Origin of the sequence: Stutzerimonas stutzeri, assembly GCF_024448935.1 — a bacterium.
Classification (GTDB): domain Bacteria; phylum Pseudomonadota; class Gammaproteobacteria; order Pseudomonadales; family Pseudomonadaceae; genus Stutzerimonas; species Stutzerimonas stutzeri_AO.
Map to the genome: position 1 here is coordinate 1 of NZ_JAMOIE010000026.1, position 23,653 is coordinate 23,653.

Annotated in this window: 23 protein-coding genes and 1 pseudogene; 17 read left to right on the forward strand and 7 right to left on the reverse strand. The window is 60.5% G+C overall.

Going from position 1 to position 23,653, the window contains the following annotated elements:
• The 3 genes from NA637_RS09745 to NA637_RS09755 all read right to left on the reverse strand — a co-directional run.
• A partial coding sequence (locus NA637_RS09745) for a DUF4297 domain-containing protein (protein WP_272888976.1) occupies positions 1-848 on the reverse strand: 848 nt, incomplete at its 3' end.
• Positions 849-1,318: 470 nt separating this feature from the next.
• Positions 1,319-1,879, reverse strand: coding sequence for a DUF6602 domain-containing protein (locus NA637_RS09750; RefSeq protein WP_256072054.1), 561 nt, complete (start codon positions 1,877-1,879; stop codon positions 1,319-1,321).
• Positions 1,880-2,356: 477 nt separating this feature from the next.
• On the reverse strand, positions 2,357-3,112 hold the full coding sequence (locus NA637_RS09755) for a hypothetical protein (RefSeq protein WP_256072055.1): 756 nt from the start codon (positions 3,110-3,112) through the stop codon (positions 2,357-2,359).
• A gap of 904 nt (positions 3,113-4,016) precedes the next feature.
• Between NA637_RS09755 and NA637_RS09760 the strand changes: the two genes are divergently transcribed.
• The 4 genes and pseudogenes from NA637_RS09760 (at position 4,017) to NA637_RS09775 (ending at position 7,448) form a co-directional block, all read left to right on the forward strand.
• Positions 4,017-4,961, forward strand: a complete 945-nt coding sequence (locus NA637_RS09760; protein WP_256072057.1) for a hypothetical protein — start codon at positions 4,017-4,019, stop codon at positions 4,959-4,961.
• 22 nt (positions 4,962-4,983) lie between these two features.
• A pseudogene (locus NA637_RS09765) lies at positions 4,984-5,085 on the forward strand (integrase); the annotation flags it as partial.
• A gap of 556 nt (positions 5,086-5,641) precedes the next feature.
• Positions 5,642-6,526: a sugar nucleotide-binding protein gene (locus NA637_RS09770; RefSeq protein ID WP_256072058.1), complete on the forward strand. Its 885-nt coding sequence runs from the start codon at positions 5,642-5,644 to the stop codon at positions 6,524-6,526.
• Complete coding sequence (locus NA637_RS09775; protein WP_256072059.1) at positions 6,519-7,448, forward strand: NAD-dependent epimerase/dehydratase family protein; 930 nt, start codon at positions 6,519-6,521, stop codon at positions 7,446-7,448. The genes NA637_RS09770 and NA637_RS09775 overlap by 8 nt, the downstream gene beginning before the upstream one ends.
• Before the next feature lie 74 nt (positions 7,449-7,522).
• Here NA637_RS09775 and NA637_RS09780 read toward each other — a convergent pair whose 3' ends face one another.
• Positions 7,523-8,209 (reverse strand): OmpW/AlkL family protein, encoded by a 687-nt coding sequence (locus tag NA637_RS09780; protein WP_256072060.1) that lies wholly within the window; start codon positions 8,207-8,209, stop codon positions 7,523-7,525.
• A gap of 198 nt (positions 8,210-8,407) precedes the next feature.
• On the opposite strand from NA637_RS09780, the gene NA637_RS09785 reads away from it, so the two are divergent.
• Genes NA637_RS09785 through NA637_RS09810 form a run of 6 tightly spaced genes read left to right on the forward strand, consistent with a single transcriptional unit; the run spans position 8,408 to position 13,286 of the window.
• Positions 8,408-9,178: a DUF3450 domain-containing protein gene (locus NA637_RS09785; protein ID WP_256072061.1), complete on the forward strand. Its 771-nt coding sequence runs from the start codon at positions 8,408-8,410 to the stop codon at positions 9,176-9,178.
• Positions 9,175-10,521, forward strand: coding sequence for a MotA/TolQ/ExbB proton channel family protein (locus NA637_RS09790; protein WP_256072062.1), 1,347 nt, complete (start codon positions 9,175-9,177; stop codon positions 10,519-10,521). Before NA637_RS09785 ends, NA637_RS09790 begins: the two co-directional genes overlap by 4 nt.
• Positions 10,514-11,059, forward strand: a complete 546-nt coding sequence (locus NA637_RS09795) for a MotA/TolQ/ExbB proton channel family protein (RefSeq protein ID WP_256072064.1) — start codon at positions 10,514-10,516, stop codon at positions 11,057-11,059. The genes NA637_RS09790 and NA637_RS09795 overlap by 8 nt, the downstream gene beginning before the upstream one ends.
• 10 nt (positions 11,060-11,069) lie before the next feature.
• Entirely contained in the window at positions 11,070-11,483 is a 414-nt protein-coding gene (locus NA637_RS09800) for an ExbD/TolR family protein (RefSeq protein ID WP_256072065.1), read from the forward strand.
• The gene (locus NA637_RS09805; protein ID WP_256072066.1) at positions 11,483-12,193 is read left to right on the forward strand and encodes an energy transducer TonB; all 711 of its coding nucleotides are present in this window, start codon (positions 11,483-11,485) and stop codon (positions 12,191-12,193) included. The genes NA637_RS09800 and NA637_RS09805 overlap by 1 nt, the downstream gene beginning before the upstream one ends.
• Before the next feature lies 1 nt (position 12,194).
• The gene (locus NA637_RS09810) at positions 12,195-13,286 is read left to right on the forward strand and encodes a hypothetical protein (RefSeq protein WP_256072067.1); all 1,092 of its coding nucleotides are present in this window, start codon (positions 12,195-12,197) and stop codon (positions 13,284-13,286) included.
• A gap of 98 nt (positions 13,287-13,384) precedes the next feature.
• Here the strand turns inward: NA637_RS09810 and NA637_RS09815 are convergent, their stop codons facing one another.
• Positions 13,385-13,888: a DUF2796 domain-containing protein gene (locus tag NA637_RS09815; protein ID WP_256072068.1), complete on the reverse strand. Its 504-nt coding sequence runs from the start codon at positions 13,886-13,888 to the stop codon at positions 13,385-13,387.
• Between the two features lie 108 nt (positions 13,889-13,996).
• Between NA637_RS09815 and NA637_RS09820 the strand changes: the two genes are divergently transcribed.
• Positions 13,997-14,338: a hypothetical protein gene (locus NA637_RS09820; RefSeq protein WP_256072069.1), complete on the forward strand. Its 342-nt coding sequence runs from the start codon at positions 13,997-13,999 to the stop codon at positions 14,336-14,338.
• 21 nt (positions 14,339-14,359) lie between these two features.
• On the opposite strand, the gene ypfJ is transcribed toward NA637_RS09820, so the two are convergent.
• Positions 14,360-15,220, reverse strand: a complete 861-nt coding sequence (gene ypfJ / locus NA637_RS09825) for a KPN_02809 family neutral zinc metallopeptidase (RefSeq protein ID WP_256072070.1) — start codon at positions 15,218-15,220, stop codon at positions 14,360-14,362.
• A gap of 89 nt (positions 15,221-15,309) precedes the next feature.
• Complete coding sequence (locus NA637_RS09830; RefSeq protein ID WP_256072071.1) at positions 15,310-15,744, reverse strand: DUF411 domain-containing protein; 435 nt, start codon at positions 15,742-15,744, stop codon at positions 15,310-15,312.
• Positions 15,745-15,916: 172 nt separating this feature from the next.
• Between NA637_RS09830 and NA637_RS09835 the strand changes: the two genes are divergently transcribed.
• The 6 genes from NA637_RS09835 to moaA all read left to right on the forward strand — a co-directional run bounded on the left by NA637_RS09835 (position 15,917) and on the right by moaA (position 23,556).
• Positions 15,917-16,456, forward strand: a complete 540-nt coding sequence (locus tag NA637_RS09835; protein WP_256072072.1) for a DUF4345 domain-containing protein — start codon at positions 15,917-15,919, stop codon at positions 16,454-16,456.
• 204 nt (positions 16,457-16,660) lie between these two features.
• Positions 16,661-16,876: a hypothetical protein gene (locus NA637_RS09840; RefSeq protein ID WP_256072073.1), complete on the forward strand. Its 216-nt coding sequence runs from the start codon at positions 16,661-16,663 to the stop codon at positions 16,874-16,876.
• Between the two features lie 444 nt (positions 16,877-17,320).
• Complete coding sequence (gene ttrB / locus NA637_RS09845) at positions 17,321-18,100, forward strand: tetrathionate reductase subunit TtrB (RefSeq protein WP_256072074.1); 780 nt, start codon at positions 17,321-17,323, stop codon at positions 18,098-18,100.
• Positions 18,081-19,199 (forward strand): NrfD/PsrC family molybdoenzyme membrane anchor subunit, encoded by a 1,119-nt coding sequence (gene nrfD, locus NA637_RS09850; protein ID WP_256072075.1) that lies wholly within the window; start codon positions 18,081-18,083, stop codon positions 19,197-19,199. The genes ttrB and nrfD overlap by 20 nt, the downstream gene beginning before the upstream one ends.
• 19 nt (positions 19,200-19,218) lie before the next feature.
• Positions 19,219-22,308, forward strand: coding sequence for a molybdopterin dinucleotide binding domain-containing protein (locus NA637_RS09855; RefSeq protein WP_256072076.1), 3,090 nt, complete (start codon positions 19,219-19,221; stop codon positions 22,306-22,308).
• 258 nt (positions 22,309-22,566) lie between these two features.
• On the forward strand, positions 22,567-23,556 hold the full coding sequence (moaA, locus tag NA637_RS09860) for a GTP 3',8-cyclase MoaA (RefSeq protein ID WP_256072078.1): 990 nt from the start codon (positions 22,567-22,569) through the stop codon (positions 23,554-23,556).
• Positions 23,557-23,653: the final 97 nt, after the last annotated feature.

The window sequence follows — 23,653 nt, forward strand, 5'->3', positions numbered from 1 at the left end:
CCAGTCCGCCTGGCGCAAGAGGTAGCAAGCGGATTGCGAAACGGAACTAGGATATGAGGTAGCTGGCGTTTGACGTAGACCTTACGTCCAGCTCGCTTCTGATCCTGCTCGACCAGGACTTCGAACCACTTATTCAAATCTGCGCGAAGGTAGGATTTGCTGTCGACGGAGTGGATTCTGCGCGACAAAGCTCCTTTGCGGGTAACCGTGTCCAGAATGTCTCGCCAGATGTCCTCTGCCGATGCCTCGGTGCTCAATATCACACCGTGAAGGTCATACGCCGCTCTTCGTATGTTGCTCATACCCAGCAGTTCGATCTCGCGCATGGTTCGGAGCACTTGCCAGAGAGTAGCGTCTACCCAGGCCGCTACGTTCACTCCACTGGGGGCGACATAGCTGTTGCTCTTACCATTCAGGTAGTCGACTAGATCTTCGCGCCCAGGTTTTCCGGCGCGCTCGTCATGGTTGATGAGCAAGTACTCAAGAGTGACATTGACCGGATGCTCTGTGACGATCCTGAATTTTCTAGGCACGGTAAGTGAGGGTTCGCTCTGCATGGACTTATGCATGATTGAACTGCTTGGTATCTTCTTTTTGTCGGCACCTTTGCTGAGGACTAAAAGATCGTTTCTTGCCCAATGGGCCTTCGTGGTCGTTTTCACCTGCACGAATTCGACGAAGTCGTCACAGACGACATCAATATCGTCTGTGACTTCACATCGAATACGTTGAATTTTTTTGTCACGCAGCATCTGAGTGACGTAATAGGCGGCGACACAATCCTGGAAGATGAAGCCGTGCTTGGCAGCGACTCCGCCAGCGTCATTAGGTTCCATCTCGACATCCATGGCAGCTTTGACCACGGAATTTATGGCAATAGCCTCTCTGCGTCCAGATTACAGATGGCTCATTGCCTTATTTAGTTAGACCATCACTGTCATGTGGATCAATCCGAGGACCGTAACCCTAAGCGCAGAAACGACTTGTCCCCCCAAATAATCAAGGTAATCACCTGCGACTTCAGGCGGGCGATTAAAATAAAATTGCTTGGTGTCAGGCCTTGCGATTGAGCAAATTTTGCAGGAGTGACGTGTTGAGAGTTCGAGACCAATCAATCGGAAGCAAATCAATCCAACTCAGCGCTTGAAGGAGCACTACAAGCCCCAGGCCGTACGCATTACCCACGGCCGGCTCCACACGAAGCCCCGACCAATATTTGGCGTCATAGAAGAGCGACGACTTGATCCCGTCTGGGCCTAGATTAATGCTCTGAGTCGCGATGTAGTCATTCCCGAGAATCAGCAAATCTGGCGTGTACTCATCCCCAGCTGTGCGCGGAAGGGGCAACGTCAGAAGAATATTTGCGAGAAAACACTGCGCAAAACGGTTGGTTCTTGAGCGGCGGAAACTCTCTCGGCCAGTCACGTATCTTATTGCCGTATCTTGGCCCTTCTGCCTCGTAGTCAGGATTGGATAGAGATCGCCGGGTCAGCACCAATCTCTTCACGGCTTCGGTTTGGCTGATGGCCTTTTCTAGGACAGTCGGATCGGATATAGAATGCTTGCACTCGATGTAGGCAAACACCGCATCAACCGGAATTTGCTCCTTGACTGGAAACTGACGGCTCATGCCAGAACGCAAAATGGGGCTAGCCATCCTGTCGTAGATTATAACGTCATCCCCAGCGGTTGAGCCGTCCTCAGCAACGACAAACCCTCGACATACGCCATATTTCGCGGGCAGTAGACCCTCTAACAGAGCGCAGATTGCGAGTTCAAACTCGTCCCCTAAGTCGAAGTTGTAGATCGCTTCAATATCCTGCAGACGAGCCTCTACTTTCCTGGCCAGTCTCTCTATGTACCCGCCGTACAAACCCATTCTCCCTCCTTCCATTTCGTGGTCAACACCAGTTAAGTGCCTCTCAGTCGCAAAAAACTGATGACGTCGAACCAGGCGAATGTTACCTATATATCCTCAAGCCCAACACGTGCTTTTATAACGGTGATAAATTCACCAAAAGCGGCAAAGAGCGTACGAACGACAGGCTAAAATGGGTCGAATTGAGCGTAGTACCCCCCAGCGCGAATGGCGATGAAACAGGATTGAAGTGTGCTGGAGTTGAGGTGGCCGATAAGTCAGTCACCAGAGGTTCGACACTTGATCAAAGTAGCCGGGCTCCAAGCCCACACCTACCAAGAGCCGCACTGAAACTTCATCGCCACGGCAGCTATTAGCCGGTTCCTGCTTGTAGGCGACAGCCAGGAGCCGGCCAGAAGCGGACGCTTCAATGAGACTCCGCTCTCTTAGTATTCCCATTCTGCCAGGTCTTAAGCAGGCTAGAAACGATTGCGATCGCTAGCGGTGTTCAGTTTTCGAACTAGAGTCTTCAAGCATTTTACAGACTTCTCTAGCATTTCGCCTTTGAGTTTCGAGCCGCTTGATCGCCTCTCTCCGAACGTCCCCTAGGGCTTCACTCAAAATATGCCTATACAACTCGTTAGGTAATGCCAGTTCCTTCAAGGAGAGTGGCGTTTTGACATAGAGTTTGGCTTTGGATTGGAGAATAGTACTGAGCTGGGTGAAGTAATCCTCATTAACGCCCTTCAGGTAAATAACTGGCTCCTCACCTGCTGCTTGCATAGTTACTAAGCGAGGCCGAATAAGATCTTTGCCTAACGAGATAACGTCAGTTTGGCTGAGGCTCAGGAACTGCATTACTTCTCCCCTATCTAACCGCTGAGGGAATGCACTGCCTTTTGGAAGCCGTTCAGCAAGATCTATTGAATCCAAGTGGTCATGTTCAATATGAGCGCCTAAGATAGTCACTGGGGCGTGTCCTTCTGACACAATTCCCAATGCAATTCCGCTGGATTTCATATCGTAATGCATAATTATCCGTGGTTTCTCACGCTCCTGTTGACGATGTACCTGCCACAGGGCCGTAGCAACGGCAAGCAAAGCCCCGATACCTGATACCCAGTCGCCTACACTCCCCCAATCAGGAACAAAATGAACGGTGGAGGATGGGTTTAAATTAATTCCTGCTGTAAGCCCCAACAGCGCGAACAACGAGGAAGTGCAAATTGAGGCAATAATCCAAGCCAGTTTCAAGGGGCACCACCAATTAAAAAGCCAAATTATAGCATTTGAGCTGTCCCTGTTGAACATTCGACGACCTCTCTCACCACCCCTTCGCAGCGCGCATACTGTAGGCCTTGCATCATGCGGCATCTGGGAGTTGAAAGCAGACTCAGCGGATGAAGGATGAAGCCCCTGCTTTCACTGATACCTGATGCGGGCCTACAGACAACTATTGGCCAGAAGCGGTCATCGCCCTGGCGGCTGCTGACCCGTTGCGGATCTCTCTACCGGAGAGGTAACCGAACGCACCTGGCCATATGGGATATACGGAAACAAGAAAACCCGAGGGGAGCGGGTTTATTAGCGGTTTTCGCTGTAGGGGACGTTTGAACGTAACAGTTAACTAACTGTTTTAAAAAGATTATATCGATTAAGCGAGTTTCAGGGATAAACGGAGGAATACCCTGCCCAAGTTGCTAGGGCTATGGGCGAGAGGTCAGTTATCGATTTTTTAATTTCGCAAGCGTGTAAGAACGATTGGGAGCACGGTGTCGAGCTTATGAGGCTCCAGGAAATTCCCCCCTCCTTGTAAGCACGCTAGGGTCGGTTGCGGCGCGGGTTGTGGAGTGTCTGGCCAGGTGCTAGGGAGCATTGCCGTGTCCACCTTGCCACCTTTTCTTCAGGCCGTGGACGCGGGGAAAAACAACACGTTAGGCGTTCGTTTTGCCTGCTTTCTAGCCAAAAAGGGTGGACAAAAAAGCACCGATTTGTCGGGGTGGAAAAATCCGCGAACCGTGCGGGCCTGATGACCGTGATATGAAGACTCATTGCTGGAGGGGCCGAGCCTGATTTCGGGAGCACACGCTAACGACTTTGGCTGAACATAGGGCATGTTAAGGATTAGGTTCGCGGTGAAACGACTAAGGGGTGTGAGATGGTTAAGGAAACTGAGAGCAGTGCTGAGCAGGATGCCCGTAACGAAGCAGCGGCCAAAGCTTTGGTTGAGACCCTTCAACCATATATACCAGCCATAGGGGAATCGCTTCGCACCGTTCAAAATTACGCAAACACTTACGTAACCAGCTTCCAAGCATTCGCCAAAGAGTTTGAGCGAAAGTGGCAGGGGGCAATGCGGCAGGCCTGGCCTGTGCTAGAAACCCTGTCCAAGATTGACTGGAAGGCCGTCCAAGCCAAGCTTGAAAAGCTACCGCTTCGTTCTAAAAACGCGATGCATCTTGCAGCAGAGCAAGGATGGTTCTTTGGCTGGAATGGTTCACTTCAGGATGTGCTAGAGCTAGTCGATGGAGTGGAGGGGCGAGAGGCATGCGACCTGGATGAATTTCTAGCCCAATACCATCGAGACAATTTAGAAGAATTCTCAACCGCTCTAATGAGCTGCTATCCACACCGACTGGAGGCTATTAGTGCTGCGCTGGAGGCTCACAAACTAGCAAGCCGAAGCGGTTATCTACTATCGATTCCTGTCTTGCTTTCTCAGGCCGATGGAATTCTTTCTGAAGTCACTGAAACCGAGTCTGCATTGCAGAAGGCTGGGCGAAATGAGGACCAAACCCGGGCGGCAAAGTGGCTCAAGGCTCGATTTTCTAAGAGCCCTCAATCGCTGGATTTAGTACACCCTCTCCTGAACTTACATGCAAATGATCTATTTAAGTCCGCAAAACAAAGGCAAGCAGTTAGCACGGCTTCGGGAAGTGCTTTTACTGCGTTGAATCGACACCAAGTCATGCATGGTGAAATATCTGACTACGGAACTGAACTGAACAGTCTTAAAGCTTTTTCTTTCTTGTTTTTTGTCGGACTGCACCTGCCCGATATTCTTGTCTACGCAGCCGATGAGGAACCTGCCGCGCAAGATTGAGTGTGCCAATCGCTTAGGGAAGCAAGCAGGGCTCCGCAGCGAAGACTGCCTTATTCCGAGCCGGCTGCATACCTCAGGCCATATATTCACTCGTCAATACGCTCGTATCGTCAAAGGCTGGGTGTAAGCCACTGGCCTTGATGCAGTCATGTGTGGCACTCACACAATGAGAGTTGTGAGCATGTATAGCGACGGTCGAAGTCATGCCGTCGCTAACCGGCCAAAAGCAGGCGCTCTTGAGAGAGCAGGCAGAAGCGAGCCGGCCATCTCCCTGTTCAGCCAAGCGCTTGGCTGCTGGGTGCGTCGATGCCACCCGGCTCTCTAATTAAGGAATTTTCCAGTTTAGAGCACTGGCCTGCGGTCCTCAGATTCACATAGGATGGCTATGTATGCCTACCGCTCTGCCGTAGGAACGGGGTAGCTGGCCGCCTAATCAGCATTCATGAGCAGAGTCGTCGCATTCTGCGATCGAAAAGGCAAAGGGGGTATCCGCGGTCGCGGTACCTTCTGCAGCCCCTACGGGTATCATGTCATTTCGTAAAGTTTTAGGCGCTCTAAAGTCTAAAAATTTACGAAATTATTTACGAGAATGCGGTTATGTGCTGCAAGTTGCTGAAATACAAAGGATTTTATATGTTGCTTGGGTGTCAGGTGCTCATTGCCGTTCTAGAGTTCACTCCATGCGAATGCGCCTGATGCTGTTGGGCGGCGGTAATGCCCTGGGTCAGGCGCTTATCCGCCTGGGTGCCGAGGAGGACATCGGCTTCCTCGCGCCGCGCCCGCCCAGTCAGGGCTGGGATGCGCCAAGTCTGACTACGTTGCTCGACGATAACCGTCCGGATGTCGTGATCAACCTCGCCTATTACTTCGACTGGTTCCAGAGCGGGCGTGTCGATGAAGCGGTGCTCGCCAGTCAAGAGCGCGCAATCGAGCGCCTGGCCGAGCTGGGCCAGCATCATCAGTTTGTACTGATGCAACCGTCCAGCTACCGCGTCTTTGACGGGGCCAGAACCACCTCCTACAGCGAAAAAGACGAGGTGGCACCACTGGACGCGCGAAGCTGCGCGCTTTGGCGTATGGAGCAGAGTGTGCGTTCGCTTTGCCCTCGGCACGTATTGCTACGGTTTGGCTGGTTGCTCGACGATAGCTCAGATGGCTTGCTGGGTCGGTTCCTCCAGCGTCTTGAGCAGAACGACGAGCTGTGTCTCGCTGATGATCGTCGCGGCAATCCTACGCCTGTTGAAGATGCTGCGCGGGTCATCCTGGCGGTGTTGAAGCAGCTCGATTGCGAGGCGCCGTTGTGGGGCACCTATCACTATGGTGGGCACGAGGCGTCAACCCCGTTGGTGGTTGGCCAGGCGCTTCTGGCCGAAGCGGCTAATCATCGCCAGCTGGCGGTTGAGCGCCTGACGCCCGTCGCCCACGCCGCCTGCGCGGATGCAGCGGACGAGCCGCAGCATGGCGTGCTGGCGTGCAAGAAGATATTCAATACCTTCGGCATCAAGCCGCGCGCCTGGCGCACCGGGCTGCCGAGCCTGCTGGAGCGCTACTATCGACATGGCTGACTTACCGATTCTGGTTACCGGTGGCGCCGGTTTCATCGGCTCCAACCTTATCGATGCGCTTGTCGCGCGAGGCTACTCCGTTAGGGTGCTGGACAACCTGTCCAGCGGAAAACGCAGCAATTTACCGGATGATCCGAGCGTCGAGCTGATTGTGGCTGATGTGGCGGATGCACAAGCCATGCGCAGCGCAGTTCAGGGCTGTCGCGCCGTGGTGCACCTTGCCGCGGTGGCGTCGGTACAGGCTTCGGTCGATGACCCGGTTGGCACGCACCAGAGCAATCTGGTCGGCACGCTGAATCTCTGTGAGGCCATGCGTGAGACGGGCGTACGCCGGGTTGTTTTCGCCTCCAGCGCGGCGATTTACGGCAACAATGGCGAAGGCCAGCCCATCGACGAGGACACGCCCAAGGCGCCCTTGACTCCATACGCGGCGGACAAGCTGGCCAGTGAGCACTATCTTGATTTCTACCGGCGTCAGCATGGGCTTGAGCCGGCCGTCTTGCGCTTCTTCAATATCTACGGCCCGCGGCAGGATCCATCCTCCCCCTATTCAGGTGTGATCAGCATTTTTACCGAGCGGGCAAAGCAGGGATTGCCTATTGCTGTTTATGGGGATGGAGAACAGACCCGCGATTTCCTCTACGTAGGCGATCTGGTAGAGCTGCTGCTGCAGGCGCTGGAGATGCCGGTGCTGGAAGCGGGCGCTGTAAATGTTGGTCTGAACCAGGCGACCTCGTTGAACCAGCTGCTCGATGCGGTTGGCGATGTGCTGGGCGGATTGCCCGAGGTGAAGTACCAGGCGGCGCGACCGGGAGATATCCGTCATTCGCGAGCTAACAATGCGCGGCTGCTACAGCGCTATCGGTTACCCGAGCCTGCTACCGGAATGCGCGACGGTCTGGCGAAACTGCTCGGTTTGTAGCGGTTTCCGCGGGTATGGAAAAGGCGCCGAGAGGCGCCTTTGTCTTTGTCTGAGAGTCGGCTATGCCGACGGCTTCAGAACTTGTAGCCGAGACCGACCATGTACACCATCGGATCGACGTCCACATCGATTTTGACCTTGGCGCCGCCGTAGTTCGTTGTGCCTTCCGTATCGATGTCGATATAGCGAACCTGGGCGTTGAGCATTACATTGTCGGTCAGCATGTAATCCATGCCCACTTGTGCAGCCAGACCCCATGAGTCATCCATGTCCAGGCCGCTGAAGCCCTTGCCCTCGGCTTCGCTGCTGAGCTTGTCATCGAAGAACCAGGTGTAGTTGATGCCAGCGCCTACGTAGGGTTGGAACGCTGACTTGCTGGCGAGCGGGTAGTATATGACGCTTAGGGTCGGCGGCAGTTGCTTGAGCTCGCCCAGCTTGCCGTTCAACGCTGCAAAACCGCCGGGCATGCCAGCAACACCGACGTCATGGGTGAAAGGGCTAGCGGCGAGCAATTCGATGCCGATTTTGTCGGTAACCATGTAGGCGAAGTTCAGGCCCAGCTGGGTATCGCTATCGAGGGTGGCCTTGGTCCCTGCAACGCTCGTGGACAGCGCGCCTACATAGATGTCGTCGCTTTCCTCGCGCGGATCAACAGTGATCGCACCAGCACGGACAATCACATCGCCCGCCTGATAGGCCTGGGCGAAAGGGGAGGCGAGGGCTACGGCAAGCAAGGACGCGGTAAACAGAGTCTTACGCATAATGGAACTCCATCCAGACATGGTGTGTTGCAACTGGTGGCCATGGTAGGGCGTGCGGGCTCGACGACTTTGATCCAGCTCAACGAAACGTTCTGCTTTATTCGGGCTGCGACGTATTGTCCGGGTTGTCTTCTTTTGCGGATACGGATGATAATGGTTCTCTTTTCTGGTCTGACCTTCGTCTGCAAGGACCCATCAATGCAAGCCCTTATACCCCGCCTCTTGGCGGTCGCCGTGTTGCCCTGCTGCGTGCAGCTCCATGCAGCGCCGCTGGACGCTGCGCTGGAAGAAAGCCAGCAGCTGGCTGCAGAAGCCAAGGCGTCGCAGGCGCGTATCGAGCAGCTCGATGATGCGACGCGGCAGATGCTCGCCGAATACCGCAACGCCGTTCAGCAGGCGGAGGCCTTGACGGCCTACAACGAGCAGTTGGTCGAGCTGACCGCTGCGCAGCGCAAGGAACTGGACGGATTCCAGCGTCAGTTGGACAGCATCGAACGCACCCAGGCAGCCGTTGCACCGCAGATGGGGCGGATGATCGAGGTGCTCGAGGAGTTCATTGCGGCAGACCTTCCGTTCCTCCCCGACGAGCGCGCCGATCGCCTCGCCAGCCTGCAGGACATGCAGGCGCGCGCAGACGTCAGTCTCGCTGAGAAATACCGGCGCATCCTCGAGGCCTATCAGATCGAGAGCGATTACGGACGCACCCTGGAAGCCTGGCGCGGCGAGCTGCCGGTCGAAGGTGGCAGCCGCAGCGTCGAGTTCCTGCGCCTGGGGCGGACCATGCTGTATTACCAGACGCTGGATGCTCACGAAAGCGGTTGGTGGAATCCGCAGACCCGTGCCTGGGAAGTACTCGATGGCAACGCGCGTCGGCCAATCACCAAGGCCATCGCCATTGCTCGGCAACAGCAAGCCCCAGCCTGGCTCGAGCTGCCCATCAAGACCCTGGTCAAGGAGGCTGCGCAATGAGCCGCTGGTTGACGTTGTTGCTCATCGGCTTGTTGCCAACAATGGCTCAGGCTGCCGAACCCTTGAGTCCTGATCAGCTGCTGCAGCGCATTCGCAGCGAGCGGGCCGCGGAAGTCGATGCCATGCAAGCGCGCGAGCAGGCCTTCATCCGGAATCGCAGCGAGCAAGCCCAACTGCTGGCACGCGCCAATGCCGCGCTTGAACAACAGAAAGCCGAAGCCGAGCGCCTGAAAGCTGAATTCGACCGCCAGGAAGCCGAACTGGCCGAACAGGAAAAACTGCTGGCGCAGCGGGTTGGACACCTTGGCGAACTGTTCGGTGTGGTGCGGCAGAGCGCTGGCGATATCGCCGGTCAATGGCAGGACAGCCTGCTCAACGCGCAAGACCCGGAGCGCCTGCAGCGTCTGCGGGCATTGGCGGAAAGCCGCACGCTGCCATCGGCGGAGGAGTTGGACAGTTTCTGGATGACCCTGCTTGAAGACCTCACGGCCAGCGGTCAGATCGAGCGCGTCGAACTGCCGGTAGTGGGTGTCGACGGGCAGCGCAGCGAGCAATCGGTGCTGCGTGTCGGCAACTTCTCGGCGTTCACTGAGGACAGCTTCCTGCGCTACGACAGTGACGCTCGCGAGCTGCTGACGCCCAGCCGCCAGCCTTCGGGCGTGGGAATGGTCAGCGACTACCTGAACAGCAATGACGCGTTATCCGCTTTGCCGATCGACCCGACCCGCGGCTCGTTGCTGGCTCAGCTGCAGCGTCAGCCACAACTGTGGGACCGCGTTCAGCAGGGCGGGCTGGTCGGTTGGGTGATTCTTGCCCTGGGCGCCGTCGGCCTGATCCTCGCCATCTGGCGCATGGTCTACCTGGCACGGGTTGGGCGAGCAGTGAGTCGGCAGGCGCGCGCGCTCAATCAACCGCGTGACGACAATCCGCTGGGGCGCATCATCGGCGTGCTCGGACCCAAGCCGCAGCTGTCGGATCTGGAGACCCTGGAGCTCAAGCTCGACGAAGCGATCCTTCAAGAAACACCGCCACTGGAGCACGGCCAGTCACTGCTCAAGCTGCTTAGCGCCGTCGCGCCGTTGCTCGGCCTGCTGGGTACGGTGACCGGCATGATCGTGACCTTCCAGGCCATCACCCAGAGTGGTGGCGGCGACTCTCGGCTGATGGCCGACGGTATTTCCCAGGCCCTGGTCACCACCGTGCTGGGCCTGGTGGTGGCGATTCCGCTGCTGTTTCTGCACAGCCTGCTGGCCAGCCGCAGCAAGGCGCTGATCCAGCTGCTCGAACAGCAAAGCGCGGGGCTGATCGCGCTGCATCTGTCGCGGACGCCGCGTCGTGACTGATCTGCACGGCCAATGGCTGCGGCTGGTCGACAGCGCTTATGCGCTGCTCGACTTCATGGCCGCGGGCGGCGCGGTGATGTGGGCGCTGGCTGCGCTGTGCGTGCTGTATTGGACGCTGGTGTTCGAGCGCTTGTGGTTCATGCGCCGGGTGTTTCCGCGCTGGGTGGAAGCCCGCCGCCAGGCTTGGTCACGCCTGGGCAGCGAGCCCGGTAGCTGGCAGCGTGCCGTGCGCAGTGCCTGGCTGGCGCAGGCCCAGCAGCAATTGGTCGGTCCCTTGCGCATGAGCAAGACGCTGGTGGCGATGTATCCGCTGCTCGGATTGCTGGGCACCGTCAGCGGCATGATCGCGGTGTTCGATGTGCTGGCGCTCAACGGCACCGGCAACCCTCGCGGCATGGCCGCCGGCGTCTGGCAGGCGACCCTGCCGACCATGGCCGGCATGGTGCTGGCCATCACTGGACTGTTCAGCCTGGCGCGTCTCGAACGTCTTTCACGCCAGGCGCTCGACCGGCTGGCCGACCAGCTGCGTCACGATTGAGGATCAACGGATGCGTATGCGCCGTCACCACTACCAGCAGGAAGAAGACACCGGCATCGACCTGACGCCGATGCTCGACGTGGTCTTCATCATGCTGATCTTCTTCATCGTCACCAGCTCCTTCATCAAGGAATCCGGTGTCGAGGTCCAACGCCCGCAGGCTGACACCGCCAGCGCCCAGGACCAAGGCAACATCTTGATTGCGGTGACCGCGGATGGTCAGGTCTGGATCGACAAGCAGGCCGTGGATGTACGCAGCGTGCGGGCGCACGTCGAGCGCCTGCGCGTCGACCAGCCGGAAGGCGCAGTGGTGGTGCAGGCCGATCAGGATGCACGCACGGGGCTGGTGGTCCAGGTGATGGATCAGGCGCGTCTCGCCGGGGTCCGGGACGTGGCCCTGGCCGCCAGTTCGGGCGCGCAGTGATGGTTTCTGGACTGACCCGCGTCGGGTTGTCCTTGATCGCTGCCTGCGTGGTGGCGCTGTTGCTGTTCGCCCTGATGCTGAGCATGGTCAGCCCGCCCCGTAGCGAGGTGACCGACGACCCGGTTGCCATCGCCAATTTCGTGCGGATGGACAACCGCAACGAAAGCACTGCGACCCGCTCGCGGCAGCAGGCACCGCAACCGCCTCCACCGAAGACACCGCAGACCCCCACGCCGCCGACACCGAGCATGGCGACGCCGAGTGCCAATCTGCCGAAGCTCGATCTGCCCTTGCCGAACATCGATACCGGTGTGTCGGTTGCACGTGCTCCGGTGCCCAGCCTCGCGGGACTCACGGCCGCCTCTGCTCCGGCAGCACCCCCGGCACCGGCAGCGCCGTCAGCGGACGAGACGGCGTCCCAGTCCGGACCGGAGCAGGAGGTCATGCCGCTCAATGATGTGCGTCCCGAATATCCCTATCGGGCGCGCCAACGCGGTATCGAGGGCCATATCACGCTCGCGTTTACCATCACCGCCGCCGGCAAGGTCGAAAATATTCGCGTGATGGAGGCTTCGCCGCCCAACGTGTTCGATCGCGAGGCCCGCCGTGCCGCCGCCCGCTGGCGTTTCGCAGCGCGCACCGAAAACGGTTCGGCGGTATCGCGCGAAGCGGTTAAGACCCTGCATTTCCGCCTGCAAGGAGAACCCTGACATGCCCCGTTTGCTGTTATTGATCTCATTGTTGTTTGCTGTATCGGCTCAAGCGGCGCAGAGCATCGATCCCTCGGTGTTCAAAGCGCTGGAACGTGCCCGGAGCGCGCAGGAGAACGGGGACTACGGCGCTGCCCACCGAGCGCTCAAGCAGGCCGAGGCGAAACCGGGCAGCACAGAGGAAGCACTGTTGTGGCGCAGCCGTGCCTACCTGGCCTGGGCTGAAGGCAACAATCGCCAAGCGCTCGAATTGCTCGACAAGGCGCTCGCCAGCGGCAAGCTTGACGAGTCGATACTGCCCAACGAGCGGCTCAATCTGGCGAAACTCAACCTGGTCGAGCGCCGCTATGCCAAGGTCGTCAGCCTGCTGGGCTCGCCCGCCAATGCAAGCGAAGAAGCCCTGCAGATGCGGGTGCAGGCTTATCAGGGGCTCGGCCAGCATGCCAAGGCATTGCCACTGGCTGAGCGCTACGTCCAGGCCAACCCGGGCGCGGCCGACACCTGGTTGCAGTTTCTGGTAGGCGGAAATGCGGAGCTGAAGCGTTACGAGACGGCAGAGCGTTGGCAAAGCAGGCTGCTCGCCCGTCATCCGGATCAAGCCAAGAGCTGGCGGCAATTGGCGGGCTTGCAGCAGATGGCCGGCGATGAGGACAAGGCGCTGGCAACCCTGCGTGCGGCCCATGCCAAGGGGCTGCGCTTCAGCGAAGCCGAGCTGGACAATCTGGTATTGCTGGCCGGCGCCGCCGGCCAGCCCTGGCAAGGCGCGAAGCTGCTCCAGGGCATGCTTGAGTCGCGCCTGCTGGCCAGCGATGCCCAGCGACGCGAACGTCTGGGCATGCTCTGGTGGCAGGCCCGCGAGCGTTCGGAGGCGGCGCAGATCTACCGCGATCTGGCGGCTCAATCCGGTAGCGCCAAGTTCTGGCTGAACGTTGCTCAGCTGGAACTGGAGCAAGCCCACTGGCAGGCCGGTCTCGATGCGCTGAAACAGGCCGAGCGCGCGGGCGCCGAACAGCGCAAGGTTCGTTCCTGGCGCGAATGGGCCGAAGGCGAGCTCAGCTTCGAGCGGCAGCGCCAGGTCGCCAGCACTCGTTGATGGCTTGGAAGGTACAGTCGTGCATCGCGCGTGGCGGGTCTGCGTCGAGTTGGGCGCCCCGTCGACCCTTTGGACCGATCAAGCTGTGCCTGGATTTTCTAAGTGCCGGGGAACGCCTTGAACACGCCTTGCCGATCGAGCGCCTGCAGCACTTGGGGCGTGGCGCAATCGAAGTGGGGGTGCGCGTGCAATTCGCTGTGCTGGTTATCACGATCTTCAGCGTGCTCGTCGTGACGGCCACGGGCCTCGCCTTCGAATAGCGGACTCTCGAGCTCACTTACGGCCAGGGTGCAGCCAGCTGCTGCAGGCAGGCCGAACAGGCCGTTCGGCTGTTCCAGCTGTTTGCGAGCGCCGGCGATCTTGCGCGTGTCCGCTTCGCTGCTCGGCGCATGCTCGAAGCCCACCAGATTCATCGCCGGGCGGCGCAGCTCGATTTCCAGCGTGGCGCCGTCCAGCGCTGCATCCAGTTCCGCGGCGCCATGCTCATGGGCGCTGAGACTGTCGTGGTGCGCCTGGTCATGGTCATGGTCATGGTCGTGTTCAGCAGCCAGAGCAAAACCGGGCAGTAAGGCGAAGGGCAGGGCAGGCAGCAGACGACCCATGGTGATTTCCAGATGCTTGATCGTTACGTTAAAACAAGCCTGCGTAACGACTGGCCAGTCGTCCACCTCCCATGGGAGCATGTGACCTGGTTTTGCAGGAGAGTGGCGATGATTCGAATTCGCGGCCATGTCGGCGGTCTGGCGGTCGACCTCAGCATTGATATGGATGATCACGACTGGGCGCAGTTGGCGCGTCAGATGCCCGCTGCTCAGGTTACGGCTGCCCCGCCGCAGCCGGCCGACACGCCTATCGTTGATCCTCATTGGCACGAGGCGCAGCAGTTGCTGCGAGCGGCAGAGCGCATGGACGGGCCGCAGCTGTTGGCCGAGCTGCAAGCGCTGACGGGCAGTGCTCAGATGGGTAAGCGTATGCTGGTGCGCTTGCGTCACTGCGCGCAGGTCAAGGTGGATGGCGGTGCGGATGCACCTGTCTACCGTTGGGTCGACTGAACGGCGCGACTGCGATCCGGGTTACAGACGCTGCGTCTGCAAGGTATCGCAGCGTGTCGGGTCGCCACTGTCGAATCCAATACGAAACCACTTCACCCGTTGCGCAGACGTGCCATGGGTGAAGGCGTCTGGAACGACCCGGCCCTGACCTTGTTGCTGCAAACGGTCATCGCCGATCGCGTTCGCCGCATTCAATGCTTCCTCCAGATCCCCTTCCTCGAGCCAGTCATGACGCTGCTGAGCGTGGTTGGCCCAGACCCCTGCGAAGCAATCCGCCTGCAACTCCTGACGAACCAGAAGCCCCTTGTCGCCCTCCATGCGCGCGCCGCGCTGACGGGCAGCCTGCATCTGTTGCGAGACGCCTAACAGTGTCTGTACGTGGTGGCCGACCTCGTGGGCGATCACATAAGCCTGAGCGAAATCGCCCGCGACCGAAAAGCGCGACGCCATCTCGTCGAAGAACTGCAGGTCGAGATACACCTGCTGGTCGCCCGGACAGTAGAAGGGGCCGACTGCCGAATTGGCGAAGCCACAGGCCGAGTTCACGCCGCCACGAAATAGCACCAGCGTCGGGTCGCGGTACTGCTGGCCGGACTGCTGAAACAAGGCGCGCCAGGTGTCCTCGGTGTCGCCCAGGATCGACTGGACGAAGGCAACCTGCGGGTCCTCACCCTTGGCTGGGGCGTTGCTCCGCTGGGTCGTTGCGGGACCTGATTGATCGGCCAGCTGACCGAGGATCTGCATGGGATCCTGGCCGGACAACAGGCCGATCACCACCACGACTGCGACGCCCGCCAGGGTCAGGCGCCCGCCACCGATGCCACCGCTTCGGCCGCGAGCGTGCACCACATTGTCACTGCGACGAGCCTTCTTCCAACGCATGCCTGAGTCCTTCTGCCAGTTCTTGGCTGGGTCAGACCGGCCTCAGCGTCAGCAAATTCAGCGGCGCTACAAACGTTTCGTCTGTTACGTCAGTCTGCCGGGTACTCGGCCAGCACCGACTGCTCACCGTCGTCGCTCACAGCGATTACTTTGAACGCGTCTTTACGGTCGCCCATCTCCATGCCTGGCGAACCCATCGGCATGCCGGGTACCGCCGCACCGATCAGATCGGGCTGTGCTCGAAGCTTGAGAATGTCGGCAGCCGGGACGTGGCCCTCGACGAATTTTCCATCGATCACGCCGGTATGGCAGGAACCCAGGCCATGTGGCACGCCGAGGCGGGTTTTGACGGCGGCCATGTCGGGTTCAACGTGGTCGTCGACCTCGAACCCGTTGGCTTCCAGATGTTCTATCCAGGCCTTGCAGCAACCGCAATTGGCGTCGCGGTGCACCTCGATGGCGATGGGCTCGGCGGCTTGAGCGAGGCTGGCGAAAAGAGCGGTGACAAGCAATAAACGACGCATGAAGGTTTCTCCGGCGGGGTTGTGCGCAGCATAGCCCCATGTTCGCAGGCACCCAAGCCTGCTGCTGTGAGCGAATGTCACAGGAGCTGGCGACACGCGGGGAGCGAACCAAAACGGGGCGATCCGGTCAGATATCCATCATGGTGCGGCGCCGCTGTCAGGAGAGTTTTCGATGCGTTTTGCCCGTTTCGTTCTGCTCGCGCAGGCATTGGTGATGGCTGGTCTCAGTTTGGCCTACTGGCTGCGGCCTCACGAGATGGCCAATCTCAACGGCATGCTGCTGATGGAAACCGCGTCGGTCAGTCACATGCGTGTCTATTACGGCGGCCTGCAGCTGGGGCTGGCATTGTTCCTGATCTGGGCCGCGCGTGCACCGGAGCGAGCCCGGCCAGCGCTGATCATGCTGGTGATGACCATGGCGGCGCTGGTGCTGGGGCGGTTGGTGTCGCTCTGGCTGGATGGCGGTGACTTGGTCGGCTTCGATCTCGCCTCCATGCTCTATCGCGTGCTGGCTGTGGTGTTCGCCGGTCTCGCCTGGCGCGCTGTTCGCGAGCGTCCGGAGCCAGAGCCTGAGCGCCTTGAGCCTGCCACCCATCGCCTTGTCAGCGAATCACCGATGCCATTCAAGCTTGGTGACACGCCTCCGGCCGTAGAGCCTGCGTCAGGTGACTCGGCACCGCAGCCGTTCCGCCGAGGGGATCCCCTCGCCTGACCGAGGCCGCCGGAAGCAGGTCAGCTTCGCGGTGGCGCTGACGAAGCGCCGTTTCCGCTTGATTGAGCCGGAGGGCTCTGCCCAAGTGCACCCATCGGCCGATCCCGGCCAGGCGTTCGCGATCCAGCGTTAGTGATCCAGCGTTAATAGTTCAAGCTTGCGCAGCAGCGAGTCGCTGGTGGTGACGATCACGGTCGGGACAAAATGCGCGTCGTCGGCGAGGCTGAAACCGGCTCGGGCGAAACGCCATTGCGCGCCGATCTGATCGAGCTGGCGATTGATCTGCGCGGTGTTCTGCGGCGCCTTGTTCAGCTCTTCCAGGCCGCGCTCGAACGCTCCGCCACTGCCCGTCGAAGTCGCCGCGTAGGTCTAGAAGCTTCCAGCTCATGGCCAGGTAAAGCATGGCGATGCGCTGGCTGAGCATGCGCTGCATGCCGCGCGGTTGACGGCTTCCGCGTCACTGACGGCAGCCTGGCACGACAGACTGCCGGCCAGCAGGCCGAGCAGCAGTGAGGTGGGTAGCAGGAATCTGAACATGGGCGCTCCTTACATCCGGGCGGGGCGCGATGCTGGCTGTGCAGTCAGCTCGGCGAGGACGAGACGATAGAGCGCTTCACTGCGATGGCATTGATGATCGTCAAGGGCGTGTCGGCGTCGCTGCGGGTTGGGCTTTTGCGCACCTACACCAGAAGCCCCGCCAGCCTCGTGCTGCGCAGGGCTTTGCAGTTCTATGGCCGTGCATGTCGGTCACGCTTCAGGGGGGAGTTGACCCGTATCAATCGGGGACCGACCTATCGATGCTATAAATTCAATCAGTTAGCTGACTAAGCATCTTCGCACATACGCTCCTACTGGGAGGAAGCCATGGATTTTTCTCGCCGCACCCTGCTGGGCCAGATGGCGCGCCTCACCGCTGGCGCAGCACTGGTTCCGCTGAGCAGCCTTGCCAATGCCGGTATCAATGATCAGCCGCCCCGACGGGAAGGTGACGGCTCGAAGCGCTATGCCATGCTGATCGACCTGCGCCAGTGCATTGGCTGCCAGGCCTGTACCGTATCCTGCCATATCGAGAACGAAGCACCCCTGGGCAGCTTCCGCACCATTGTCTCCCAGTACGAGGTGGCGAACGAGGCCACCGGCGATATCGCCACCATGATGCTGCCCCGCCTGTGCAACCACTGCGACGCCCCCCCTTGCGTACCGGTGTGCCCGGTACAGGCCACTTATCAGCGCGAGGACGGCATCGTGGTGGTGGACAACGAGGCCTGCGTAGGTTGCGCCTACTGTGTCCAGGCCTGCCCCTACGATGCACGGTTCATCAACGAGCACACCCAGACCGCCGACAAGTGCACCTTCTGTGCCCACCGTCTGGACGTGGGGCTGCTGCCGGCCTGCGTGGAATCCTGTGTAGGTGGCGCGCGGATCATCGGCGACATACGGGATCCGGACAGCCAGATCAGCCGGTTGCTGGCCGAACATCATGACGACCTGATGGTACTGAAGCCGGAGCAGGGCACATCTCCCCATGTGTTCTACCTGGGTATGGACGAGCGTTTCGTGACTCGTCCGTTGGCGAACCCCGCCATCTGGGATGTCCGGGATAACGATGGCAAGGAGATCGGCTATGAATTTGCTGGCCACTGAAATACTCACACCGCGCTATGCGCTTGCCTGGTATCCCTGGGCGGTGCAGTACTTTTTCCTGATCGCGATTTCCTACTCGGCACTGATGCTGTCGCTGCCGGGACTGGTGTTCCGCCGGGAGCGCTTCATGCCTCTGGCCCGGCTGGCGTTGCTGGTGGCGGTAAGCTGCACCCTGGTGGGCCCCGTGGCACTCTTGGCGGACCTGCACCAGCCGGCCCGGTTCTGGCACTTCTATGCCAGCGCGGCCCCCTGGTCCTGGATGTCCATTGGCGCGCTACTGCTGCCGCCTTATGTGGTACTGACCATTCTCTACGGCTACTTTGCCTGGCGCCCGGCGTTGATGGCCAGGGGCGCCGAGGAGCAGCGCTGGGATGCGCAGCTGGCCCGATTGCTGTGCCTGGGCAACTGGCAGGCTCCCCGTCTGACGGTGGTCGTGTTCGGCCTGCTGGCGGCGCTGTTTGCCTGCGGCATCATGCTCTACACCGGAGCCGAGATTGCCATTCTTGCGTCCCGGCCGCTGTGGAATACCCACTGGCTGCCGGTGATGTTCGTGCTCACCGGTCTGATCGCGGCCTCCGGCCTGGTCATGCTGCTCAACCGGCTGATGCTCGGTGCCAATGCTGATGTCTACCGCCAGGGCCTGAAAGTGATGCTGGTTGCCATCCTCGGCGCCGCGTTGGTTGCCGCTACCTGGTTTATCCAGGGTATTACCGGCTACAGCTCCTCGGTGCAGGCAGCGCTGGAGTCTGTTCGTCACAACCCGGACTGGACCACCGTTGCGGTCTGGGCGTTGAGTGCCGGCATCCTGCTGTTCCTGGTCACCGTCGCCATGCTGCGGACACCGAAGTGGCAGCGATGGGCCTGGCTGTTGGGCCTGCTGGCCATCCACATGGGCTGGGCGTTCCGCTGGCTGGTGCTGATGGAGGTGCAGACCGTCGCCAAGAATACTGCCGGCTACTATCACCTGGCAGTGGCTGCGGGGTCCTATGGCCTGCTGGGCATTATCGGCACCTTCGGACTGTGGCTGGCGGTACTGCTGATCATCGACATTCTGGTGCCCTGGCGTGACATGAACAACGCCAGCGCCGCCACCCATTGACTTGAGCCGGAGTCTTACCATGGACAAGAATCGCCGCAATTTCCTCAAGGGCGCCGTTGCCGCGGGTGGCGTGGCCACTTTCGCCGCCGGCTATTCCGGCCCTCTGGAAAAGAGTGGCAAGGGCCTGCTCAACGGAACCGCCGGCAAGGACACCGACCACCGCATTCACGGCAACTCCCTGGCCCCGGAGTACACCGTAGACCCGGTGACCGGAGAAGTCAGCCTGAACCCGGACCAGCGCATCGCCTTCACCGTCTGTTACGGCTGCACCACCACGTGCGGTGTCCGGGTCCGCATCGACAACAACACCGAACAGGTTCTGCGGGTGGCGGGCAACCCCTACCATCCGCTGTCCGCGGATGAGCATCTGGACGAACAGACCCCGGTCATGCAAGCGTTGCAGAAACTCAGCACCTTCAAGGACCAGGGACAGCTCAATCGCTCCACCGCCTGTGCCCGGGGCAACGCCGCCATGGCGCAACTGACCAGTGAGAAGCGGGTGACGGAGGTGCTCAAGCGGGTCGGTCCCCGTGGCGGCCGGCAGTGGCAGCGCATTTCCTTCGAGCAGATGCTGGATGAGGTGGTCAATGGGGGCGACCTGTTTGGCGAGGGCGCTGTAGAAGGTCTGAAGGACCTTTACGACCATGACACCCCGCTGGACCCGGAAAATCCGGAATTCGGCCCCAAAGCCAACCAGCTACTGGTGATGGAGGCCACCGATTACGGCCGCTCCTCGGTGCTGAAGCGCTTTGCCATGAATGCCTTCGGCACCCGCAACTATGGGCACCACGGCTCCTATTGTGGCCTGGCGTTCCGCATGGGCTCCGGCGCCATGTACGGCGACTTGGACCAGAATACCCACACCAAGCCGGATTACAACAACGTCCGCTTCGCCCTGTTTATCGGCACCGCGCCGAGCCAGGCCGGCAACCCCTTCAAGCGGCAGGGGCGCCTGCTGGCGGCAGCCCGGGCCACCGGCAAGCTCGAATACGTGGTGGTGGACCCGGCGCTGAACGCCACCGCTTCACACGCTGCCGGCGACCGCAGCCGCTGGATTCCCATCACACCAGGCACCGATACGGCGTTGGCTATGGGCCTGATTCGCTGGATGCTGGAGAACGAGGGCTTTGCAGCGGATTACCTGTCCATTCCCGGCCAGACGGGAGCCCAGGCCGCTGGTGAAACCGTCCACACCAATGCCACACACTTGGTGATCGAGAGCGAAGATCACCCCGGCGTGGGTCATTTCCTGCGCTTGTCGGACCTGGGCCGTGCCGAGGCGGGTGCCGACGATGATGTGCCCGTGGTGATGTCTGTTGACGGCAACCTGGAAAGCTCCGAGGTCCTCGACCGCGCTGAACTCTTCGTGGAAACCGAGGTAGAGACCGCAGCGGGCATGACACGGGTGAAAAGCGCCCTGTTCAAGCTGCGCGAGCAGGCCCAGCGCCAGACCATCGAGGAATATGCCGAAAACTGTGGCATTCCCGCCGGCACCCTCCGCAAGCTGGCAGCGAAGTTCGCGTCCCATGGCCGGGAGTCGGTGGCGGATACCCATGGCGGCATGATGTCCGGCACCGGTTTCTATGCCACCTTTGGCATCAACATGCTCAACCTGCTGGCGGGTAGCGTCAACCAGCAGGGTGGCATGGCCTTGGGTGGCGGCTCCTTCAACGGTACTGGCGCGGGCCCGCGGTACGACCTGGCCAACTTCCCGGGTAAACGTGATCCCAAGGGCGTGTTCCTGTCCCGGTCACGATTCCCCTACGAAAAGACTGCCGAGTACAAGCGGCGGGTGACCAATGGCGAATCTCCCTACCCGGCCCCGGCACCCTGGCGCACCCTGGCGCCGCCGCTGCTGACCGAGCACCTGATGTCCGGCCTGGAAGGCTACCCATACCAGGCCAAGGCGCTGATCAGCTGCATGGCCAATCCATTGTATGGCCAGGCCGGTCTCGCGGCGCTGATAGAGGACAAGCTCAAGGATCCGAAACGGATTGGCCTGTTCGTTGCCGTTGACGGTTTTATTAACGAAACCAACCGCTTTGCAGACTACATTGTGCCGGATTCGGTGATGTACGAAGTCTGGGGCTTCACCGGTGCCTGGAGCGGCACGCTGACCAAAATGACCACCGCCTGCTGGCCGGTGGTTGAACCTCGCCAGGCGAAAACCGCCGACGGCGACCCGGTGAGCCTGGAGACCTTCTTTATCGGCCTGGCCAGGCGTCTTGGGCTGCCCGGATTCGGGGAGGGGGCGATTTCCGACAAGGAAGGCAATACTTATCCGCTGAATCGGGCCGAGGATTACTATCTGCGGGCGGCCGCCAATATTGCCCTGACCGGCGCCCCACTACCAGACGCATCCGCAGAAGACATCCGCGCGGCTGGGGTGGAATCCCTGATGGAGCGGCTGCATGCGCACCTGAAGCCGGAAGAAGTCGGGCCGGTGGCGCATCTGTACTCACGGGGCGGCCGCTTCGAGAAGCACAGTGCGGCCTACAAGGGCGACAAGCTGACCCACGGCTGGAAAAAGCCGCTGTGTGTGTATAACGAGCAGGTGGGGACTACCCGGGACAGCTACACCGGCGAACGGCTTGCCGGAACCCCGTGTTTCCAAGAGGCGACGTTCTGGGACGGTACCCCGATGCGTGAGCACTTTCCACAAACCGAGTGGCCGCTGCTGGCATTTTCTTTCAAGTCCAACCTGATGAATCCATATGCAATCGGTCTTGAGCGCCTGCGGATGATCAAGCCCTACAACCCGGTGTTGCTGCATCGTGAAGATGCCGAGCGGTTCGGGGTAGGCCATGGTGACACCATCACCATCGAAAGCCCGGGCGGCTCGATTACCGGTGTTGCTTTGGTCTGCGAAGGGGTACAGCGGGGCGCCATCGGTATCGAACATGGCTACGGCCACCGGGAACTGGGTGCTTCTGATCACACTATCGACGGCCAGTTGCATGCTGGGCAGAAATTCCTGGGAGCAGGCGTCAACCTGAACGATCTGGGGTTCGCCGACCCGACCAGAGGTGGCGCGGCAACCTGGCTTGAGAACGTGACCGGCGCGTCCATACGGCAGGGTTTGCCGGTGCGGGTGCAGAAGGCGAGCTGAGCGGCAGCGGCGCATACCCCGGGCTGATGAAACAGCTGAGCAATGATGAATCAAGCGGTTCGGGAACTGCACGACAGGCTAGCAGGTAGTTTTTCAACGGTCTGCTAGGCCGGGAGATGGTGCTTCAGCCATCCACCGAGCAGGGCCACTGTTGGATGGCGCCTCATCCATCCAGCTGGCGGTAAATGAGCGAGCCTGCGAGGGCCCCGGCGGATGAGCAGAGTGGCATCCGCCCCACGAAGTACAGAGAGCCTGGCGATGACTCAACTACGCGATGCCCACAACCGCCCAATCGACTACCTGCGCATGTCGGTGACCGACCGCTGCGACTTCCGCTGCGTCTACTGCATGGCCGAGGACATGACCTTCCTGCCGCGCCAGCAGGTGCTCGGTCTGGAGGAACTGGAGCGCATCGCGCGGATCTTCGTCGGCCTGGGGGTGAAGAAGATTCGCCTCACCGGCGGCGAGCCGCTGGTACGCCAGGGCATCGTCGGTCTCTGCGAGCGCATCGCGGCCTTGCCCGGCCTGCGCGAACTGGTGATGACCACCAATGGCTCGCAGCTGGTCAAGCTTGCCGCGCCGCTGGCGCGCGCCGGGGTGAAGCGGCTGAACATCAGCCTGGATAGCCTGGACGCCGCCAAATTCCCCGCCATCACCCGCACCGGTCAGCTGCAGCAGGTGCTCGACGGCATCGATGCAGCGCGCGCCGCCGGCTTCGAGCGGATCAAGCTCAATGCCGTGGTGATGAAGGGTCGCAACGCCGAGGAGGTCGCCGACCTGGTGGATTTCGCCATCGCCGGCGGGCTGGACCTGAGCTTCATCGAGGAAATGCCGCTGGGCGACGTCGGTCGCTCCCGTGGCGAGAGCTTCTGCTCCAGCGACGAGGTACGCGCGCTGATCGCCGAGCGCCACGCGCTGATCGATTCGGCCGAGCAGAGCGGCGGGCCGGCGCGCTACGTGCGCCTGGCGGGCCATCCGCAGACGCGCATCGGCTTCATCTCGCCGCATTCCCACAACTTCTGCGCCACCTGCAACCGCGTGCGGCTGACGGTGGAAGGGCGACTGTTGCTGTGCCTGGGCCACGAGCATTCCATCGACCTGCGCGCACTGCTGCGCCGCCATCCGACCAGCGACCAGCCGGTGATCGACGCTATTCACGCTGCGCTGCAGCGCAAACCGCTGCGCCATGAATTCTCCAGCAGCGGCGAGGTCCAGGTGTTGCGCTTCATGAATGCCAGCGGCGGTTGAGACGGGCTACGAGTCGACCGCCTAATTCGCTACCATCGACCGGCATCGCCGGTTTGACCCACGTGCCCAGCTGCCGCAGCCGGGCCATGTCGCAGAG

Bases quoted from the DNA above. Each gene is read 5' to 3' on its own strand.
- ypfJ (WP_256072070.1), bottom strand. From the start codon at position 15,220: ATGCGTTGGAAGAAGGCTCGTCGCAGTGACAATGTGGTGCACGCTCGC.
- NA637_RS09835 (WP_256072072.1), top strand. From the start codon at position 15,917: ATGCGTTTTGCCCGTTTCGTTCTGCTCGCGCAGGCATTGGTGATGGCT.
- NA637_RS09810 (WP_256072067.1), top strand. From the start codon at position 12,195: ATGCCCCGTTTGCTGTTATTGATCTCATTGTTGTTTGCTGTATCGGCT.
- NA637_RS09760 (WP_256072057.1), top strand. From the start codon at position 4,017: ATGGTTAAGGAAACTGAGAGCAGTGCTGAGCAGGATGCCCGTAACGAA.
- NA637_RS09820 (WP_256072069.1), top strand. From the start codon at position 13,997: ATGATTCGAATTCGCGGCCATGTCGGCGGTCTGGCGGTCGACCTCAGC.
- NA637_RS09775 (WP_256072059.1), top strand. From the start codon at position 6,519: ATGGCTGACTTACCGATTCTGGTTACCGGTGGCGCCGGTTTCATCGGC.
- NA637_RS09770 (WP_256072058.1), top strand. From the start codon at position 5,642: ATGCGAATGCGCCTGATGCTGTTGGGCGGCGGTAATGCCCTGGGTCAG.
- NA637_RS09840 (WP_256072073.1), top strand. From the start codon at position 16,661: ATGCGCGTCGTCGGCGAGGCTGAAACCGGCTCGGGCGAAACGCCATTG.
- nrfD (WP_256072075.1), top strand. From the start codon at position 18,081: ATGAATTTGCTGGCCACTGAAATACTCACACCGCGCTATGCGCTTGCC.
- NA637_RS09855 (WP_256072076.1), top strand. From the start codon at position 19,219: ATGGACAAGAATCGCCGCAATTTCCTCAAGGGCGCCGTTGCCGCGGGT.
- NA637_RS09815 (WP_256072068.1), bottom strand. From the start codon at position 13,888: ATGGGTCGTCTGCTGCCTGCCCTGCCCTTCGCCTTACTGCCCGGTTTT.
- NA637_RS09785 (WP_256072061.1), top strand. From the start codon at position 8,408: ATGCAAGCCCTTATACCCCGCCTCTTGGCGGTCGCCGTGTTGCCCTGC.
- NA637_RS09780 (WP_256072060.1), bottom strand. From the start codon at position 8,209: ATGCGTAAGACTCTGTTTACCGCGTCCTTGCTTGCCGTAGCCCTCGCC.
- ttrB (WP_256072074.1), top strand. From the start codon at position 17,321: ATGGATTTTTCTCGCCGCACCCTGCTGGGCCAGATGGCGCGCCTCACC.
- NA637_RS09750 (WP_256072054.1), bottom strand. From the start codon at position 1,879: ATGGGTTTGTACGGCGGGTACATAGAGAGACTGGCCAGGAAAGTAGAG.
- NA637_RS09805 (WP_256072066.1), top strand. From the start codon at position 11,483: ATGGTTTCTGGACTGACCCGCGTCGGGTTGTCCTTGATCGCTGCCTGC.
- NA637_RS09790 (WP_256072062.1), top strand. From the start codon at position 9,175: ATGAGCCGCTGGTTGACGTTGTTGCTCATCGGCTTGTTGCCAACAATG.
- moaA (WP_256072078.1), top strand. From the start codon at position 22,567: ATGACTCAACTACGCGATGCCCACAACCGCCCAATCGACTACCTGCGC.
- NA637_RS09830 (WP_256072071.1), bottom strand. From the start codon at position 15,744: ATGCGTCGTTTATTGCTTGTCACCGCTCTTTTCGCCAGCCTCGCTCAA.
- NA637_RS09800 (WP_256072065.1), top strand. From the start codon at position 11,070: ATGCGTATGCGCCGTCACCACTACCAGCAGGAAGAAGACACCGGCATC.